The organism is Rhodoblastus sp. (assembly GCF_019449565.1).
Taxonomy (GTDB): domain Bacteria; phylum Pseudomonadota; class Alphaproteobacteria; order Rhizobiales; family Beijerinckiaceae; genus Rhodoblastus.
On the sequence record NZ_JAGRPM010000082.1, the window covers coordinates 16,576 to 33,890 of the forward strand.

Annotated in this window: 14 protein-coding genes and 1 pseudogene; 6 read left to right on the plus strand and 9 right to left on the minus strand. The window is 64.2% G+C overall.

Features of this window, described 5'->3' with window-relative positions; all coding sequences use genetic code 11:
• Positions 1 to 40 precede the first annotated feature (40 nt).
• The 5 genes from QZ409_RS18480 to QZ409_RS18500 form a co-directional block, all read right to left on the minus strand.
• Positions 41 to 265, minus strand: coding sequence for a DUF6489 family protein (locus QZ409_RS18480; protein ID WP_296714262.1), 225 nt, complete (start codon positions 263 to 265; stop codon positions 41 to 43).
• 290 nt (positions 266 to 555) lie between these two features.
• Positions 556 to 2,193 (minus strand): acyl-CoA synthetase, encoded by a 1,638-nt coding sequence (locus QZ409_RS18485; RefSeq protein WP_296714264.1) that lies wholly within the window; start codon positions 2,191 to 2,193, stop codon positions 556 to 558.
• Between the two features lie 113 nt (positions 2,194 to 2,306).
• Positions 2,307 to 3,212 (minus strand): bifunctional methylenetetrahydrofolate dehydrogenase/methenyltetrahydrofolate cyclohydrolase FolD, encoded by a 906-nt coding sequence (gene folD / locus QZ409_RS18490; protein ID WP_296714265.1) that lies wholly within the window; start codon positions 3,210 to 3,212, stop codon positions 2,307 to 2,309.
• A gap of 54 nt (positions 3,213 to 3,266) precedes the next feature.
• Complete coding sequence (locus QZ409_RS18495) at positions 3,267 to 4,493, minus strand: MFS transporter (protein ID WP_296714267.1); 1,227 nt, start codon at positions 4,491 to 4,493, stop codon at positions 3,267 to 3,269.
• A 25-nt stretch (positions 4,494 to 4,518) separates the two neighbouring features.
• A complete protein-coding gene (locus tag QZ409_RS18500; protein WP_296714269.1) occupies positions 4,519 to 5,415 on the minus strand; it encodes an aldose 1-epimerase family protein in 897 nt (298 codons plus the stop codon).
• Between the two features lie 93 nt (positions 5,416 to 5,508).
• On the opposite strand from QZ409_RS18500, the gene QZ409_RS18505 reads away from it, so the two are divergent.
• Positions 5,509 to 6,246, plus strand: a complete 738-nt coding sequence (locus QZ409_RS18505; protein WP_296714272.1) for an amino acid ABC transporter ATP-binding protein — start codon at positions 5,509 to 5,511, stop codon at positions 6,244 to 6,246.
• A 157-nt stretch (positions 6,247 to 6,403) separates the two neighbouring features.
• Positions 6,404 to 8,118 (plus strand): annotated as a pseudogene (locus tag QZ409_RS18510) (arylsulfatase).
• A 97-nt stretch (positions 8,119 to 8,215) separates the two neighbouring features.
• On the opposite strand, the gene QZ409_RS18515 reads toward QZ409_RS18510, so the two are convergent.
• The 3 genes from QZ409_RS18515 to QZ409_RS18525 all read right to left on the minus strand — a co-directional run bounded on the left by QZ409_RS18515 (position 8,216) and on the right by QZ409_RS18525 (position 11,316).
• Positions 8,216 to 8,947 (minus strand): molybdopterin-binding protein, encoded by a 732-nt coding sequence (locus QZ409_RS18515; protein ID WP_296714275.1) that lies wholly within the window; start codon positions 8,945 to 8,947, stop codon positions 8,216 to 8,218.
• Entirely contained in the window at positions 8,940 to 9,803 is an 864-nt protein-coding gene (locus QZ409_RS18520) for an FkbM family methyltransferase (protein WP_296714277.1), read from the minus strand. The genes QZ409_RS18515 and QZ409_RS18520 overlap by 8 nt, the downstream gene beginning before the upstream one ends.
• Before the next feature lie 61 nt (positions 9,804 to 9,864).
• On the minus strand, positions 9,865 to 11,316 hold the full coding sequence (locus QZ409_RS18525) for an amidohydrolase family protein (RefSeq protein ID WP_296714280.1): 1,452 nt from the start codon (positions 11,314 to 11,316) through the stop codon (positions 9,865 to 9,867).
• A 209-nt stretch (positions 11,317 to 11,525) separates the two neighbouring features.
• On the opposite strand from QZ409_RS18525, the gene map reads away from it, so the two are divergent.
• The 3 genes from map to pcaD are packed head-to-tail and all read left to right on the plus strand — an operon-like array spanning position 11,526 to position 13,869.
• Entirely contained in the window at positions 11,526 to 12,359 is an 834-nt protein-coding gene (map, locus tag QZ409_RS18530) for a type I methionyl aminopeptidase (RefSeq protein ID WP_296714281.1), read from the plus strand.
• A gap of 13 nt (positions 12,360 to 12,372) precedes the next feature.
• Entirely contained in the window at positions 12,373 to 13,065 is a 693-nt protein-coding gene (gene radC, locus QZ409_RS18535; protein WP_296714282.1) for a DNA repair protein RadC, read from the plus strand.
• Positions 13,066 to 13,089: 24 nt separating this feature from the next.
• On the plus strand, positions 13,090 to 13,869 hold the full coding sequence (gene pcaD / locus QZ409_RS18540; protein ID WP_296714283.1) for a 3-oxoadipate enol-lactonase: 780 nt from the start codon (positions 13,090 to 13,092) through the stop codon (positions 13,867 to 13,869).
• On the opposite strand, the gene QZ409_RS18545 is transcribed toward pcaD, so the two are convergent.
• Positions 13,866 to 14,255: an Hpt domain-containing protein gene (locus QZ409_RS18545; RefSeq protein WP_296714285.1), complete on the minus strand. Its 390-nt coding sequence runs from the start codon at positions 14,253 to 14,255 to the stop codon at positions 13,866 to 13,868. The genes pcaD and QZ409_RS18545 overlap by 4 nt on opposite strands.
• 345 nt (positions 14,256 to 14,600) lie before the next feature.
• Here QZ409_RS18545 and QZ409_RS18550 point away from each other — a divergent pair.
• Positions 14,601 to 17,315: hypothetical protein (locus QZ409_RS18550; RefSeq protein ID WP_296714287.1), on the plus strand; the 2,715-nt coding region annotated here is incomplete at its 3' end.

The window sequence follows — 17,315 nt, forward strand, 5'->3', positions numbered from 1 at the left end:
GAAATACGCAAGCATTCAAGAAATACAGCCGCGACGCCGGTTATTTCCGTCCCTGGCGGAGGATATCCTGAAGCCAGTCCGCGTTGAGCGTCGCGGGCTGCATCCACATTTTCAGCAAGGCTTCGGGCGAATAGCGCTCCACCGATTCCAGCATGCGCTTTTCGAGTTCTTCCATTGCTCGTTTCTGCATCGGCTCGAAATCGGGCAGGCCCATGAACGCCCGTGCTTCGGCGGGCGTGCAATCTATGTTCACGGTGATCTTCATGACCCGGCTCCACGCCACGATGCAATAAAAAATATCTTCTTAAAGATAGGCCTACGACGCGAAAACACCACGTCTTTCTTGGTCAATGTTTAAAATTGCATTTTTCGGAAGCGTGTGGACGCTTCCGCCATTGGCTTCGACCGCCGGCTTGCCGGCGATCGAAGCGTTCTGAGGGTTATACCATTTCTCCTTGACCGCGACTCATCGCGGTCAAGGAATCCCTCGCGTAAGCTCGGCGGCGCAGTCGCGCCTAACCAAGGCTCACAGGTTCTCACCTGCGAGCCTTGGTATTAGCCGATGGCCTCGGCCGAGCGGGCTTTTTCGCGCAGGATGAATTTCTGGATCTTGCCGGTGGAGGTCTTCGGCAGCGGCCCGAAGATGAAGAGCTTCGGCACCTTGAAGCGCGCCAGATGCGCGCGGCAATGCTCCAGGAGCTCTTCCTGCGTCGGATCGGCGCCCTCGCGCAACTCGATGAAGGCGCAGGGAACCTCCCCCCATTTCTCGTCCGGGGTCGCCACCACGGCCGCCGCAAGCACGTCCTTGTGGCGATAAAGCACGTCCTCGACCTCGATCGACGAAATGTTCTCGCCGCCCGAGATGATGACGTCCTTCGAGCGGTCCTTGATCTTCACATAGCCGTCGGGGTCGATCACCGCGAGATCGCCGGTGCGGAACCAGCCGCCGGCGAAGCTCTCATCGGTCGCCCGCTCGTTCTTGAGATAGCCCTTCATCACGATATTGCCGCGAAACACGATCTCGCCCATGGTCTGGCCGTCATGCGGCACCGGCTGGAAGTGCATCGTGTCGAGGACGTCGATGCCCTCCTGCAGCAGCGAGCGCACGCCCTGGCGCCCGTTCAGCTCGGCGCGTTTGGCCAGCGACTCGCTGTCCCATTCCGCCTGCTTGGCGCAGACGGAAGCCGGGCCGTAGGTCTCGGTGAGGCCATAGACATGGGTGATCGAGACGCCGAGCTTTTCCATGCCCTCGATGATCGCCGCCGGCGGCGCCGCGCCCGCGATCAGCGCCGCGACCGGATGGTCGATCCCGGCCTGGTCGGCCGGATCGGCGTTGATGAGCATGCCATGCACGATCGGCGCGCCGCAGAAATGCGACACCTTGTGCTCGCGGATCAGCGCGAAGATCTGCTTGGGGTCGATGCGGCGAATGCAGACATTGACCCCGGCATTGGCCGCCATGGTCCAGGGGAAACACCAGCCATTGCAATGGAACATCGGCAGGGTCCACAGATAGACCGCATGCGGCTGCATGCCCCAGCTGACGATATTGTTGACGCCGTTCAGATAGGCGCCGCGATGGTGATAGACGACGCCCTTCGGATTGCCGGTCGTGCCGGAGGTGTAGTTGAGCGCGATGGCGTCCCACTCGTCGTCGAGCGGCGCGGGCTCGAAACCCGGGTCGCCTTCCGCCAGAAAGGCCTCATATTCGATCTCGCCGAGGAAGGCGCCGCCGACATAGCTCGGGTCGTCCACGTCGATGACGACGGGCTTCGGGCCGGTCATGAGATCGAGCGCCTTGGCGATGATCTTCGAATATTCGCGGTCGGTGAGCAGGATTTTCGCCTCGCCATGGTCAAGCGTGAAGGCGATGGCTTCGGCGTCGAGGCGGGTGTTGAGCGTGTTGAGTACGGCGCCCGACATCGGAATGCCGAAATGGGCCTCGAACATGGCCGGAATATTGGGCAGCATCACCGCCACGGTGTCGTTCTTGACGATGCCGCGTTTCTGAAGCGCCGAGGCCAGCCGCCGGCACCGCTCCGCCGTCTGCCCCCAGGTGTAGCGAAGTTCGTTATAGATCACCGAAGTCTTGTGCGGGAAGACGTCGGCCGAGCGCGCGAGAAAGCTCAAAGGCGTCAACGGCGCATAATTGGCGCGATTGCGGTCAAGACCGGTCAGATAAGCGTTCCCCATGATTTCCTCCCCCGGCGCGGCTTGCAACGGTGCTTGCCGCCGCCGATTCCGGCGCGACCATAGCGCATCCCGCGCGGCGGCTCATCCTAGCCGGAAGGCAAAGACGGGGTGACTCAGACCTTGGTCAATTTGGCCGCGCGCAATGTATTCGACATCAGCATGGCGATCGTCATGGGGCCGACGCCGCCCGGCACCGGCGTGATCGCGCCGGCGACCGCAATGGCTTCGTCGAGGGCGACATCGCCGACCAGCCGGGTCTTGCCCGGTTCGGCGCCCGGCACGCGATTGATGCCGACATCGATCACCAGCGCGCCCGGCTTGATCCAGTCGCCGCGAATCATTTCCGGACGCCCGACGGCGGCGACGAGAATATCGGCGCGGCGCGCGACCTCCGGCAGGTCCTTCGTGCGGGAATGGGCGATGGTCACGGTGGCGTTTTTCGCCAGCAGCAATTGCGCCATCGGCTTGCCGACGATGTTAGACCGGCCGACGATGACCGCTTCCGCCCCGGAAATGTCTCGGCCGAGCGCCCTCGCCGCCTCCTCGATCAGCAGCATGGCGCCGGCGGGCGTGCAGGGCACGAGCGCCCGCTCGGTCAGCCCTGTCGCCAGCAAGCCAACATTGACCGGATGGAAACCGTCGACATCCTTCTCGGGCGCGATGGTTTCGAGCACCTTGTTGGAATCGATTCCGGCGGGCAGCGGCAATTGCACCAGAATGCCGTGGATGGCGGGATCGGCGTTCAGGCTGCGGACGATGCCGATCAGCTCGGACTCGCTGGTCTCGGCGGGCAGGTCATATTGGACGGAATGAAAGCCGCAGGAATGGGCGGCCTTGCCCTTGGACTTCACATAGACCTGGCTGGCCGGATCTTCGCCGACCAGAACCACGGCCAGACCGGGCTTGACCGAGAGGAGCGCGGCCTCGCGCGCGACGCGCTCCAGCACGCCCGCCGACGCGGCCTTGCCGTCGATCAGCAGCGCCTTTTTGGCCGAAGGTTTCAAGATCGTCTGCGTCATGGCCAGCCCCCGGAGAAGATTTCGCCCCGCTTTTGGCAGAGGTTCGGCCGCTTGTTAACCCCCGATCGCATCCGCCTTGCGCAATTGCGGGAACAGCGCCGCCCAGGCCGCGACGACGATCAGCGCGCCAAAGCCGCCGAACAGAGCCGCCCCGACCGGACCGAGCAAAGCGGCGGCGACGCCGGATTCGAACTCGCCCAGCTGGTTCGAGGCGCCGATGAACAGGAAGTTCACCGCCGAAACGCGGCCGCGCATTTCGTTGGGCGTGGCGAGCTGGACCAGCGTCTGGCGCACCACCATGCTCACGACGTCGAAGGCGCCGAGCGCCGCCATCGCGGCGAGCGAGACAAGGAAAGACGTCGAAAGGGCGAAGACGATGGTCGCCAGGGCATAACCCGCGACAGCGAGAAACATCTTCGGCCCCGCGCCCCGGCGCAAGGGATAGGCGGCCAGCACAAGACTGACCCCGATCGCGCCGACCGCCGGGGCCGCGCGCAAGGCGCCCAGGCCGAGCGGGCCGACCATCAGGATGTCACGGGCGTAAATCGGCAGCAGCGCCGTGGCGCCGCCAAACAGCACGGCGAAGAGATCGAGCGAAATGGCCCCGAGCACGATCTTGTTCGACCAAATATAGCGCAGGCCCGCCAGCGCGCTCTGCTCGGCCGGATCGAAGCCGGGACGCGCCGACACGCCATCGGGTCGGCGAATCGCCATCACGGCAGGAACGCCTGCGGTGGCGAAGACCGCGCAAAGCAGGAAAATTTTCACATCGAGCGCGGCGAACAGCAGGCCGCCCAGCGCCGGGCCGGCGATGGTCGCCGCCTGGAAAACGGTGGTGGACAAAGCGACCGCGCGCGGAAAGGTCTCGTGATCGACGATTTCGGGCAAAAGCGACGCATTGGCCGGCCCCGAAAAAGCCCGCGCCGAACCGAGCGCGAACAGCGCCGGATAGAAGGTCCAGATCGGCGCCGAAAACGCCGCGAGCAGAAAGATCGCCAGCGAAGCCGCAACCTGGCCAAGGGCGGCGAAGGCCGAAATCTTGCGCCGGTCGAAACGGTCGCTGGCGGCCCCGCTCCAGCGCAGCAGCACGAGTAGCGGCAGGAATTGCGCCAGCCCGACGAAGCCGAGGCTCAGGGCGCTGCCGGTCGTCGCATAGACATGCCAGCCCATGGCGACGTCGAGCATCTGCGAGGTGAAGGCGCCGAAGCCGCGCGCGACGAGAAAAAGCGCAATATTGCGGCGGGTCGGACCGGACCGGGTCAGGATCGAGCGATTGGGCACGGCGCGTCATAGCGCGATCTGCGCATCAGCCCAAGCTTCGATTCTTTCCCGGACGCCAGACGAGCCTTGCGGCGCTGCGGTCCGTTTCGCCCGGCGCCAGCTTCCGCATCGACGGCTTGGCGAAAATGTCGCCGCAAAACTCCTCCGGGTCGCCATGGCCGGTCCAGGCTTCGAGACAGAGGAAGGGCGCCCCCGGCCGCGACCAAAGCGCAATATGGGGGAAATTCTCCAGCTCCATGCGGAGGCTGGGGCCAACGCTTGGACCGCCTTGGGCGGGGGCGAATTCGAGCGCCGAACTCCTGGCGTTGAGGAAGCACAAAGCCTCGTCGAACAATTCGGGCGTCAGATCGAGCTCCCGCCCTCGCAGGGGGATGGAACGGGTGCGCGACGAGAACAGCCCGCCTGGCGCGATCACGGGAACCTCCGCGCGCTCCGCCGCATCGAAGCGCACGACATGGGGCCCGCGCGCGCCTGGCAGCGGCCAGACAAAGCCGGGATGGAGGCCGCAGGCGAAGGCCAGCGGCGCGCGATCTTCATTTTTGACTTCAAGAAATACGCTCAATATATTGTCTTGTATGATATATTCGACATCAAAATTGAAATCGAAGGGATAGAGCGCGCGCGTTTCTGCGTTGGCCCTGAGCCGCAGCCGGGCGCGGTTCGCGGCCTGTTCGACCAGCGTGAAATCCTCGCCGCGCGCGAAGCCGTGCAGGCCGAGCGGGTAGCGTTGACCGTCCACGACAATGCCGTCGCGGGTCCAGCCAACGACGGGAAAGAGCAGCGGCGCCGACTCCGCCCAATATTTACCATCGCCCGGCCAAATCAACTCACCCTCGCCAACGCGCCAGCTTTTGAGTTCGGCGCCGCGCAAGGCGATCCGGGCCAACGTCTCACCCGACGCGATTTCAATCCAGGCGCTCATGATCCCCCGCTTTGGTCAGCCCGCGCTTTGGTCTAGCATGGCGCGGGAACGAACTCCCTCTTCCCGACCGAGACCGACGCCAGAGACTTGCACATGACAGAAGCCGCGATTCGCATGATCGGCGTCAACAAATGGTACGGCGAATTTCATGTGCTGCGCGACGTCGATCTCGATGTGGCCGCTGGCGAAAAGATTGTGCTGTGCGGCCCCTCCGGCTCCGGCAAATCGACGCTGATTCGCTGCGTCAACCGGCTGGAGGCGCATCAGGCGGGACAAATCGTCGTCGATGGCGTGGAGCTGACCGACAGCCTGCGCAGCATCGAGGGCGTGCGGCGCGAAGTCGGCATGGTGTTCCAGCATTTCAACCTGTTCCCGCATCTCACCGTGCTGGAGAATTGCACGCTCGCGCCGGTCAATGTGCGGAAAGTCCCGAAAGCCGAGGCCGAGGCGCAGGCCCTGCATATTCTGGAAAAAGTCCGCATCGCCGAACAGGCCGGCAAATATCCGGTCCAGCTTTCGGGCGGCCAGCAGCAGCGCGTCGCCATCGCCCGCGCGCTTTGCATGAAGCCGAAAATCATGCTGTTCGACGAGCCGACCTCGGCGCTCGACCCCGAAATGGTCAAGGAAGTTCTCGACACCATGGCCGCGCTGGCGCGCGAGGGCATGACCATGATGGTCGTGACCCATGAAATGGGTTTCGCGCGTCAGGTCGCCGACCGCGTGATCTTCATGGATCAGGGCCAGATCGTGGAAATTGCGCCGCCCGAACAATTTTTTTCGGCGCCCCGGCATGAGCGCGCGCAGGCCTTCCTCAAGCAGATCCTGCACTAGCGCGGCCGGAACGGCATCCCACCCATTCTTGCGAAAATGGCGATAGACAAGCCGAAATGGCGCGTCATACAATTCGGATGACCGTTGGTCGGCCAGGATATGGCATTTTTAAGCAATTGTGACATCGTTCCTGGCTTTGTTGGGGAGGAGCGCAAAAATGCGTTTTATTTCAAGCAATTCGCAAGTCTGGCGCGCAGGTGCGCTTGGCTCAATCTTCGCGCTGACGGCCTCGTGCGCTCTCGCGCAGGAGAGCAAAAAGCCCAATATCCTTTTCATCATGGGCGACGATATCGGCTTCATGCAGCCGAGCATCTATCATCGCGGCCTGATGGTCGGCGAGACGCCGATATCGACCGCATCGGGAATGAGGGCGCGATCTTCATGGATTATGTCGCCATGCAGAGTTGCACCTCCGGCCGCAACGCCTTTTTCACAGGCATGTATCCGTTGCGCACGGGCATGATCCCTCCGCAATTGCCGGGCAGCCCGTCCTATCTGCGGCCCGGCACCCCGGCGCTCGCGAAGTTCCTGCGTGATCTTGGCTATTCCACCGGCGAGTTCGGCAAGAACCATTTGGGCGACCACACCGCCGCTTTGCCGACCGCGCATGGCTTTGAGGAATATTGGGGCTATCTCTACCACCTCGACGCGATGCAACAGGTGAGCTTCCCCGATATCAACAGGAGCCCGACCGAGCAGACCGTCGCGCCGCCGTGCAAGAACACGCCGATTCCGGGCGTGCCGGAAGTCCCCGGCGCCGTCGACCCCATGACGACAATCTGCCTGACGCCGCCGCGTCCGGTTCTGTGGTGCAAATCCTCCGACGGAACGGAGCCCAACCAGACCTGCAGGGACGAGGGTCCGCTGACGCTGAAACGGTCCGAAACCGTGGACGAGGAAATCTCGTCGCATGTCATCGACTTCCTCGACCGCAATGACCCGAAGAAGACCAACAAGCCGTTCTTCGTCTGGTACAATCCGGCCCGCATGCATGTCACGACCGTGCTGCCGCCGAAATATATGGACATGGTCGGCGAAAAGGGCGGCAAGGACTGGGGCGTCAATGAAGCCGGCATGAAGCAGATGGACGACAACATCGGCTATGTGCTGAAAAAGCTCGAAGACATGGGCCAACTCGATAACACCATAGTCGTCTTCACCACCGACAATGGCGCCGAGGCCATCACCTTCCCGGACGGCGGCGTCACGCCCTTCAAGGGCCAGAAAGGCGAGGCCTGGGAAGGCGGCTACCGGGCGCCGCAGGTCGTTCGCTGGCCAGGCCACATCAAGCCGGGCACGGTCAAGAACCAGTTGTTCGCCGCGCTCGACTGGCTGCCGACGCTCGTGGACGTCGCCGGCGGGGCCAAAGGCGACGAGCTGAAAAAGCAGATCGAGAAAGGCGGCTATCCCGGCATTGTCAAGACCACGCTCGACGGCTTCGACCAGCGCGACTATCTCGAAGGCAAGTCCGACAAGTCGGCGCGCGATCACTTCTTCTACTTCTCCGGAGCGACGCCGTCCGCGGTGCGCTACAAGAACTGGAAGATGTATTACACCATGTCGCAGCCTTCGGCCGATGGCTGGATCCTGCCGTTGGTGAATTATCACTTCACCCTGGTCCAGAACATCAAGCGCGACCCGTTCGAGCAGGCTGTCGGCGAAAGCCAGAAGACGGTCCTTGGCTTCGGCGGCGCGCTTGCCGGTCCGGTGACCGCTTTCCTCTACGACTGGAATATGCTGCCGATCGGCCAGCAGCTCTGGGAGAAACAACTCTATTCATACAAAGAGTTCCCGCCGCTGCAGGCGCCCGAGTCGTACAATCTCACAGGCATTTTGGACGCGATGAAGAAGGGCAGTCACCCGAGCGACTGAGGTATTGCAAAATTCGTCGTAAAATTCGCGGGCGGCTTCATGAGAGCCGCCCGTTTTTCCTGGGATGGCGCCGCAACGGCGTTTCGGCGCCGATCCTTCAGGCGAGCTCCGCCAGCATGGAGCGGGCCTTGGCGGCGGCTTCGGCGATCACAGCCGCGTCGCGGCCGCGCAAAACAATCTGGTTGAAAAATTTGCCGTCGCGCAGCGAGGGATAGGAGCCGATCGACACCTGCGGATAGGCCTTCGCCAGCGTCGTCAGCCCGGCGGCATAGGCGCCTTCCGGCAGACCGGGAGCGTCGATGGTCTCGGACAGGATTTGGGCGCCCTGGACCAGCTTGGGCGCGACGTCGTCGAGCATGGCCTGCATGATGGCCGGAACGCCCGCCATCACGATGACATTGCCGATCCAGAAACCGGGCGCCTTGGAGATCGGATTGGCGACGAGTGCCGCGCCATGCGGAATGCGCGCCATGCGGCGGCGGGCCTCGTTGAGGTCCTCCGGCTTGATGCGCTCCAGCAGCAGGGCAATGGCGCGCGGGTCTTCCGAAATCTCGACCCCGAAGGCTTTCGCCACCGCATCGGCGGTGATGTCGTCATGGGTCGGGCCGATGCCGCCCGTGGTGAAGACATAATCGTAGCGGGCGCGCAGGGCGTCGAGCGCGGCGACGATCTCCTCCTCAATATCGGGCACGACGCGGATTTCGCGGGTTTCGACGCCGATCTGCAACAGGAAATGCGCGATGTAATGACTGTTGGAATCGCGGGTGCGGCCGGAGAGAATCTCGTCGCCGATCACCATCACGGCGGCGGTGACGCGCTTGTCAGTCATGTCCGCCGTCCTTTCGCTCATACATCACATAGACCCGGGTGCGCGCGACCCGGACATAGCCCCGGCTTTCGAGCAGGCCGAGCAGGTTGACGTCCCATTTCGCGGGCGAATAGGCCATGACCAGCGCGCGCGGCCACAAAGATTCAGGCTCGCTGGTCAGGAAAGGTTCGAGCGCCAGATCTTCCGCGCCCTCGACGTCGAGCTTCATCACGTCGATGCGAGTGAGGCCCTCTTCATGCGCCAAAGTCGCAAGCGATTTCGCCGATGCATTGAAGGAGCCGCCGCCGGTGTCGACATTGACGATGCGCATCGAGGTTTCGGCGAGGTCGAAGGGGTTATAGAACAGCTTCACCGGCCCTTCGACATCGGCGATGGCGCAGTCGAGCGCCTTCACCGTGGCGGCGGGATTCTGACGCAGGTTATAGACCAGCCGCTCGAAAAGCAGCGGCTGCGGCTCGATCGCGAGCACGCGGGCGCGCGGCCCGGCGCGCAGGGCTACGAACAGGCTGCCCGCCCCGCAGCCCGCGCCAATGTCCAGAAAGGTCATGTCCGGCGTGATCCGGTCGGCGATGAAGCGGCGCTCCTCCCGGTCGGAAAATTGCGGCGTGAACAGCAGGCGCTTTTCGCTGGCGTTGTTGAAGGGATAGAGCCGCATCCGGGCCCTGAGCGTCTCCACCGTCACATCGACCGGCCGGGCGCGCAGACGGCGAAGGCCCATGCGGCGCACCAGAAGGGCTGTGCGTTGACCGAGCCAGTGGGTCCCCGCATTCTGCGTGAAATGCAGCAGGCGGCGCAGGGCGCCGTAAGGCTGATGCCGGCCGAAAGGCGACAAATCATTGGCTGGGATCACGCGCATGGCAGGGTCATACCAGCAGCCGCAATCCAGGCCAAGTTTTTCCGGATCGCCCGGCGTCCGCTCAGACCGGCAGGGCGTTTTTAATGACCGCGCCATCCTTCATGATCAGCGCGAGGCTTGTTTCCGGCCTGGCGATCAAATCGATATTCTCCAGCGGATTGCCGTCCACAATCAGGAGGTCGGCGTAAGCCCCCGCCTCGATCACGCCCAGCTTGCCCGGATAGGGGTTGCGTTCGCCGGACAGAGCGAGCAACTCGGCGTTGGCCGATGTCGCCATTTTCAGGATGTCGGCATTGGAATACCAGTGCGTCAGATGGGTCAGCATTTTGCCCTGACGCGGCGTCAGGGCGGCGGAGAACAGAAGGTCGGAGCCGAAGGCGGTCTTGACGCGGTGCTTGCGCGCCAGTTCATACGCGCCGGGCGTGGCGGCGATGACCTCCAGCGCCTTCGCGCGGCTCGGCCCCGCCATCGGCGGCACGTCGTCCTCGCTGAGGAAGGGCTGGATGCTGAGCCAGACGCCCTTCGCCGCCATCAGTTGCGCGGCCTCCTCGTCCATCAAATGAGCGTGCTCGATACAGGCGACGCCTGCCGCAATAGCGCGCTTGATCGTGCGCGGAGCATAGGCGTGGGCGGCGACATAGGTGTTCCAGTCGCGCGCCACATCGACCGCCGCGCGCAGGTCCGCCTCGCTGAAGGTCGTCATATCGAGCGGGCTGCGGGGCGATGACACGCCCCCGCCAGCGACCAGTTTCAATTGCGAGGCGCCCTGCAGCAATTGCTCGCGCACGCGCAGCTGCACCTCGCCAATATTGTCGGCGATGGCGGCGCCGCCCATCCGCTCGACCGCGCTGAGCGGGCCGCCCGGAATGCGCGGCAGGTCGGACAAGGCGCGCATGTCGCCGTGGCCGCCGGTTGTGGTGATCATCGGGCCGGAAGGATAAATGCGCGGGCCGGCGATGAGGCCGTCGTCGATCGCCTGTTTGAACGGGAAGACCAGACCGCCGAGATCCCTCACGGTGGTGAAGCCTCGCAGAAGCGTGTTGCGCGATTCGACGGTCGCCGCGAGATAGATATAGCCCGCGTCGGCGGTCAGCAGGGCCTGAAGCGGCAAAGCCGCGAACAAAGTGTGCCAATGAGCGTCAATCAGCCCGGGCGTCATCACCCGGCCGCCGCAATCGATGATTTTGGCGTCTGCGGGCGGCGCGTGACCGGCGAAATCGACCGATGCGATTCGATTTCCCTCGACCAGAACCTGCGCGCCGTCGCGCAGCGAATCCGTCTTGCCATCGAACAGCCGCAACTGGCGGAACAGCACGCGGCCAGGCCGCCCGGGAGCTTGCGCCAGCAACGGTCCCGGCAGGCCCATGGCGGCGGCGGTCGCGGTCAGCCCGGCGAGAAAGCCGCGCCGGTTGAATGCCGTCAGCCTTTGCGTGACATCGCCCATTTGCGGCAAATGGCAGGCGCAGCCGCCGCCATGGACCAGGTGCTGGTATTTCTTCCCGACCCGGATCATGTTTCGCCCTCGCCTTGACGAAGATCGGCCCGCCTTGCGGGCCAGCCTGAATTTGTCGCAAATGGGCTGGCGAATGTAAATCTGGCCCCCGCCCGGAAATGGGGATCGAGCCGCCCTGCCTCTTGCGTCGCGCCCGCTTTGGGCTAAATCTGGAACAAGGCGGGCCGATGGGGCTAGTCCCGCAGTCTAGAATGGAACCGCAGAATCTAATGACCTTTATCGAAGCAGACGCCGCGCCGAGCCGAAAATCCGGCCATATCCGCATTCATGGTCCTGAAGATTTCGAAGGCATGCGCAAGGCCGGCCGTCTCGCCGCGGAAGCGCTCGACCTGATGATCGAGGCCGCCCAGCCGGGCGTCACCACCGACGAGCTCGACAAGCTCGCCTATGAATTTGGCATGGACAACGGCGCCTATCCGGCGCCGCTCGATTATCGCGGCTATCGCAAGTCGATCTGCACCTCGATCAACCACGTTGTCTGCCACGGCATTCCCGATTCGAAGGCTTTGCGCGACGGCGACATCGTCAATATCGACGTGACCTATATTCTCGACGGCTGGCACGGCGATTCCAGCCGGATGTATTACATCGGCGACGTCCCGCGCAAAGCGCAGCGCCTGTGCGAAGTGACCTATGAATCCCTGATGCGCGGCATCGCGGTGGTCAAGCCCGGCGCCACCACCGGCGACATCGGCCATGCGATCCAGACCTTCGCCGAAGCCGAACGCTGTTCCGTCGTGCGCGAATTCTGCGGTCACGGCCTCGGGCGGCTGTTCCACGACGAGCCCAACATCCTCCATTACGGCCATCGCGGCCAGGGCGTGACCCTGCGCGAAGGCATGTTCTTCACCATCGAGCCGATGATCAATCTCGGCAAGCCGCAGGTGAAAATTCTGGCCGACGGCTGGACCGCCGTGACGCGCGACCGTTCCCTCTCCGCCCAGTTCGAACATGCGATCGGGGTGACGGCGGAGGGCTGCGAGATCTTCACGGCTTCGCCGCGCGGCCTGCATTGCCCGCCCTATACGCCCACTTCGGCCTGATCCGGAGTCGCCTTTGAACCAGTCGCCGACGAAGGACTCGTTCAACGCCGGACATCGCGAACGGCTGCGCGAGCGCTTCATGAAGGGCGGCGCCGACGGCCTGCACGATTATGAAATGCTTGAGCTGCTGCTCTTTCGCGCGATCCCGCGCCGCGACGTCAAGCCCATCGCGAAAATGCTGCTACAGCGATTCGGCTCCTTCGCCGAAGTGATCGCGGCGGCGCCGGCGCGGTTGAAGGAAGTCGAATATGTCGGCGATGCCGTGGTGGCGGAGCTGAAGATCGTCGAGGCGGCTGCGCTGCTGCTCGCCAAACAATCCATGCGCAAGAGACTCGAACTCGGCTCTTTCGCGCAGGTGCTGGATTATTGCCGTGGCGCGATGGCTTTTCGGGAGACGGAGGAATTCCGCGTCCTGTTCCTCGACAAGAAGAACGGTCTGGTCGCCGACGAGGTCCAGGGGCGCGGCACGGTCGATCATACGCCGGTCTATCCCCGCGAAGTGATCCGCCGCGCCCTGGAGCTGAACGCCAGCGCGCTCATTCTCGTCCATAATCACCCCTCCGGCGATCCGACTCCCTCAACCGCCGACGTGACCATGACAGAAACCATCGCCTCGCTTGCCAAGCCGCTCGGCGTCAAGCTGCACGACCATTTGATCGTGGGGCGCAACGGCCATTGCTCCATGCGCGCCATGAAGTTGATTTGAACCGCTGTTCTGAGGATTTGGCCGATGACCAAAGTGAACGTCGGGACGCTGTCGCTCAATGTCGTGACCGAAGGCGCGCGCGGCGCACCCGTGGTTGTGCTCGCCCATCCGCTCGGCGGCGACCTGACCGTCTGGGACGATATCGCGCCCGTTCTCGCGCAAAAATTCTTCGTCGTTCGCTTTGATGCGCGCGGGCATGGCGGATCGGATGTTCCGCCCGGTCCCTACAGCCTTGGCGATCTCGGCGGCGATGTCCTTGCCTTGCTGGACAGGCTCGAAATCGCGAAAGCCCATTTCATCGGCCTGTCGATGAGCGGCGCCATTGGCCAATGGCTGATGATCCACGCCCCCGAGCGTCTGGAAAAAGTTGTGCTCGCCAATACGGCCTTTGTTTTTCCCAATCCTGAAGGATGGAACGGCCGCATCCGCGTAGCGCGCGGCGGCGGTATGGCGGCCCTTGCGCCGGTTGTGGTTCAGCGCTGGCTGACCCCGGCCTTCCGCGCCGCGCAGCCGAAGAAATTCGACGCGATTGAAAATCTTCTCCGCGCCTCGCCGCCTGTGGGCTATGCGGCCTGCTGCTCCGCTTTGCGGGATACGGATTTGCGCGACGCCATTCGGGCCGCTCCGCAGCGTCCGGTTCTGGTGATCGTCGGCGAGAGCGACGCTTCGACTCCGCCGCAACTCGGCGAGGCGCTGGCGCGGTCCCTGCCCGGCGCGCATCTCCTGCGCCTGCGCGCGGCGCATCTCTCCTGCGTCGAGGCGCGGGACGAGTTTCGAGCGGCGGTGGTCGAATTTCTCGCTTAAGCGGCGAGTTCCTGCAAGAAATCCCGCGCTTCGGCGACGGCTGAAACGAGGCGGTCGGCGTCGGCCTGGCGTAGCAGTCCGGCGCGCGCGCCATGTTCGTAATTTTCTGCGGCGGCGGCGACAGCGCCTGCGCCGACCGCGCGGGCCGAGCCCTTGAGCTTATGCGCGAGATCGGCGCTCGCCGTCCCGTTTTCGGCATGCCGCAGGCGATCCGCGATCTGGGCGGCCTGGCAGTCGAACAAGGCGAGCAATTCCTTTTCCAGCTCGCGGTCGCCCATGGTTTGGCGCGCCAAATGCACGAGATCTATCGGCGAAGCCTTTTGCACACGGGCGCCCAACTCCATTGCGGAATGCTGGCCATTGACCTCGTAAGCCGTGAAACCCATGTGATTCTCCCAAACTCTTGTGCGTTGGGCGCGTAACCGCCGCTCGCCGCTTCCGCCGGACCGCGAAATCGCGGTCACACGGGACGAAAACGCAAAATCCATTGAACGCCAGCCTGCATTGAGAAAATTCACCAAACCCTTATTTTGCAGGCGGTTTGGTTTGTTTCTGGAAATATGGCTAAAGGTCCGTTAACGACGTTGTCAAAAGCCTCGGGGGCGCCCGTTTCCATCGCAATCGCGCGAGCGTAGAGTGAGACTTGGTTAACTTCCGCTCAATGCGGGCTTTGACTGTGCGTCGGCGCCCTGCGTCGCGTCCGTTCTGGTTAGTTTTAAGGGCTATTGGACATGTCCACACCGAGCAAGGCTCAGGATCCCGCGGCTGCCGCGTTGTCGGCGATCGAGGATGCTCTTCGGCTCCCGGTAGAGCAGGAAGTCTCGAAACCCGCCGAGGACGCGCAGGAGGCGGGAAAGATCGATTTCCACCTGCCCGCACAGCGCCCGGAAGCCTCCGAGACGCCACAGCCGCGCCTGCCCGAAGTGGCGTCCGACGAGCTCGCCCAGTTCGCCAAGGAAGCCGAGCCACAGCGGCCGCCGTCAGGCCCCCGCCCCGCCAATGACGACCGTCCCTCGGTCGGCCAGATCCTGCAAAGCCTGCAAACCCGCCCTGAATCCGGTTCCTTCACGGCTGCGATCATCGCCTCCGCGGCCTGGATCGGGCTGTGGATCGGCTATTTCGTCTTCAGCCATGGCGCTGCTTTCGCCGGCTCGCTGTTCAGCCCGACGGCGGCGCTTTCCGCATTCGCCCTCATCGGCCCCGTCATCTTCTTCCTTTCAATGGGCTCGGTGATGCGTCGCGCGCAGGAGATGCGCCACACCGCCCGATCGATGGCGCAAGTCGCGATTCGCCTCGCGGAGCCGGAAACCATCGCCACCGAGCAGGTGGTGACATTAAGCCAGGCGATTCGCCGCGAGGTCGCCTCCATGGGCGACGGAATCGAGCGAGCGCTGGCCCGCGCCAGCGAACTCGAAACCATGGTCCGCGCCGAGGTCTCCTCGCTCGAGCGCACCTATGGCGACAACGAGCGCCGCATCCGCATGCTGCTCAACGAACTGTCGAGCGAGCGCGAATCGATCGTCTCCAACGCGGACCAGATCTCCACCGCCCTCACCGGCGCCCATATGGCCGTCTCGCGCGAGCTTGAAACCGCGACGAAACAGCTCACGGAATTGCTGGAGCAAACCGGCGACCGCATCGCAAGGTCGATCGAGGACAAGGGCGGCGGCGTCGAGCAGTCCTTTTCCAATTCCGGCGACGCCTTGCTGCGCCAACTCGAAGAGCGCGCGCAGAACCTGCTTGAGCGTTTCAACCAGTCGAGCGAGCAGACCTCACGCGCCATCGATGAGCGGGCGGAAAAATTCGACGGCGATCTGCGCGGCTTCGCCGCCTCGTTCCTCGACCAGACCCAATCGCGTTCGGACCTGCTGTCGCAGACCCTCGGCGAGGCCGGCGTCCGGCTTGGCGAAACCATCGGCCAGCGCTCCGACGAGCTCGCCGCTCGGCTTGCGGAACACGCCGAGCGTCTGCACGATCTCGTCGCCGTCCAGGGACCGGCCTTCCAGCAGTCCCTCACCGCGACCGGCGCGCAGCTGCGCGAAAAACTCAGCGAACAGACCGCCGAGGCCGAAGCCCTGTTCGGCTCGCTGGGCGAGACCTTCTCGCACACGCTCCAGACCCACCGTCATCGTTCGGCGGAGGAATTCTCCGCCGCGGCCGCGGCCGCAATCGAGGAGCTGACCGCGCGTGCGGAAGCGTTCAGCCTCCATGTCGGCGAGACCGCGCAGCGGACCATCGAAGACTTCGGCGCCAATGTCTCGGCCATTGGTGAGGCCTATGCCCATGTCAGCGCCAGGACCGCGGAAGACGTCGCGGGCCAGGCGGAAACCCTTCGCGAAAGCTTCGGCCAGGCCGCCAACGAGACGCTCGTCGCCTTCGCCGGCCATACCGAGGCCTTCAACGAGCAATTCGCCCGCGTCGCGAGCGAGGCCATCGAATCCATCAGCGGCCATACGGTCGATCTGCGCGACACGGTGGACCAGGCGACGCGCGGCACGCTCGCCGCGATCGGCGAGAAGACCGACAATCTGCAACAGCAGTTCGAAACCCTCGCGGGCACGGCCGTCGAGCGGCTGGAATCGCAGTCGATCCGGATCGAGTCGGCGCTCAACCAGAATGTCGACCGGCTGCAAAAGACCGTCGGCATGACGACGCAGGAAACGCTCGCGGCCCTGAACGGCCATACGGACGCCTTCCACGAGCAATTCGCCCAGACGGCGCAGACCACCATCGAAGCCATCGCCGCTCAAGGCGAACGGCTCGAACACTCCGTCGCCGCCGCGACGCAGGACCAGCTCGCCGGGCTGGTGGGCCATACCGAAGGCTTCGAGGCCCGCTTCGGCGCAACCGCCCGCGAAGCGCGGGAAGCCATCATCTTGCATAGCGAGCGGCTTGAACGCGGAGTCATCGCCGCGACCGAGACCCATCTCGCGGCCCTGCTCGGCCATACCGACGATCTCGAACAGCGTCTGGCCGGCTCGACCCAGCACGCGCTCGACGCCATCGCGTCGCAGGTCGAACGTCTCGACCACAGCATGGCCAATGCGACAGAAGCGCCCCTCGCCGCGCTTGTCAGCCACACCGAGGCGTTCGAACAACGCTTCGGAGAAGCCGCGCTGCAAACCGTCGAAGCCCTTGCGGCTCATACCGAGCGGCTGGAACAAAGCGTCGCAGCCGCCACCGAAACGCCGCTCGCCACGCTGCTCAGCCATACCGAGGCGTTCGAACAGCGCTTCGGCGAAGCCGCGCAGAACGCCGTCGAGGCCCTCGCCGCTCATACCGAGCAGCTCGAAAGGAGCGTCGTCGCCGCTACCGAAACACCGCTGGCCGCCCTGCTCAGCCACACCGAGGCGTTCGAACAGCGCTTCGGCGAAACCGCCCAGCACACGGTCGAGGCCCTCGCCGCTCATACCGAGCAATTCGAAAAGAGCGTCGCCGCCGCCACC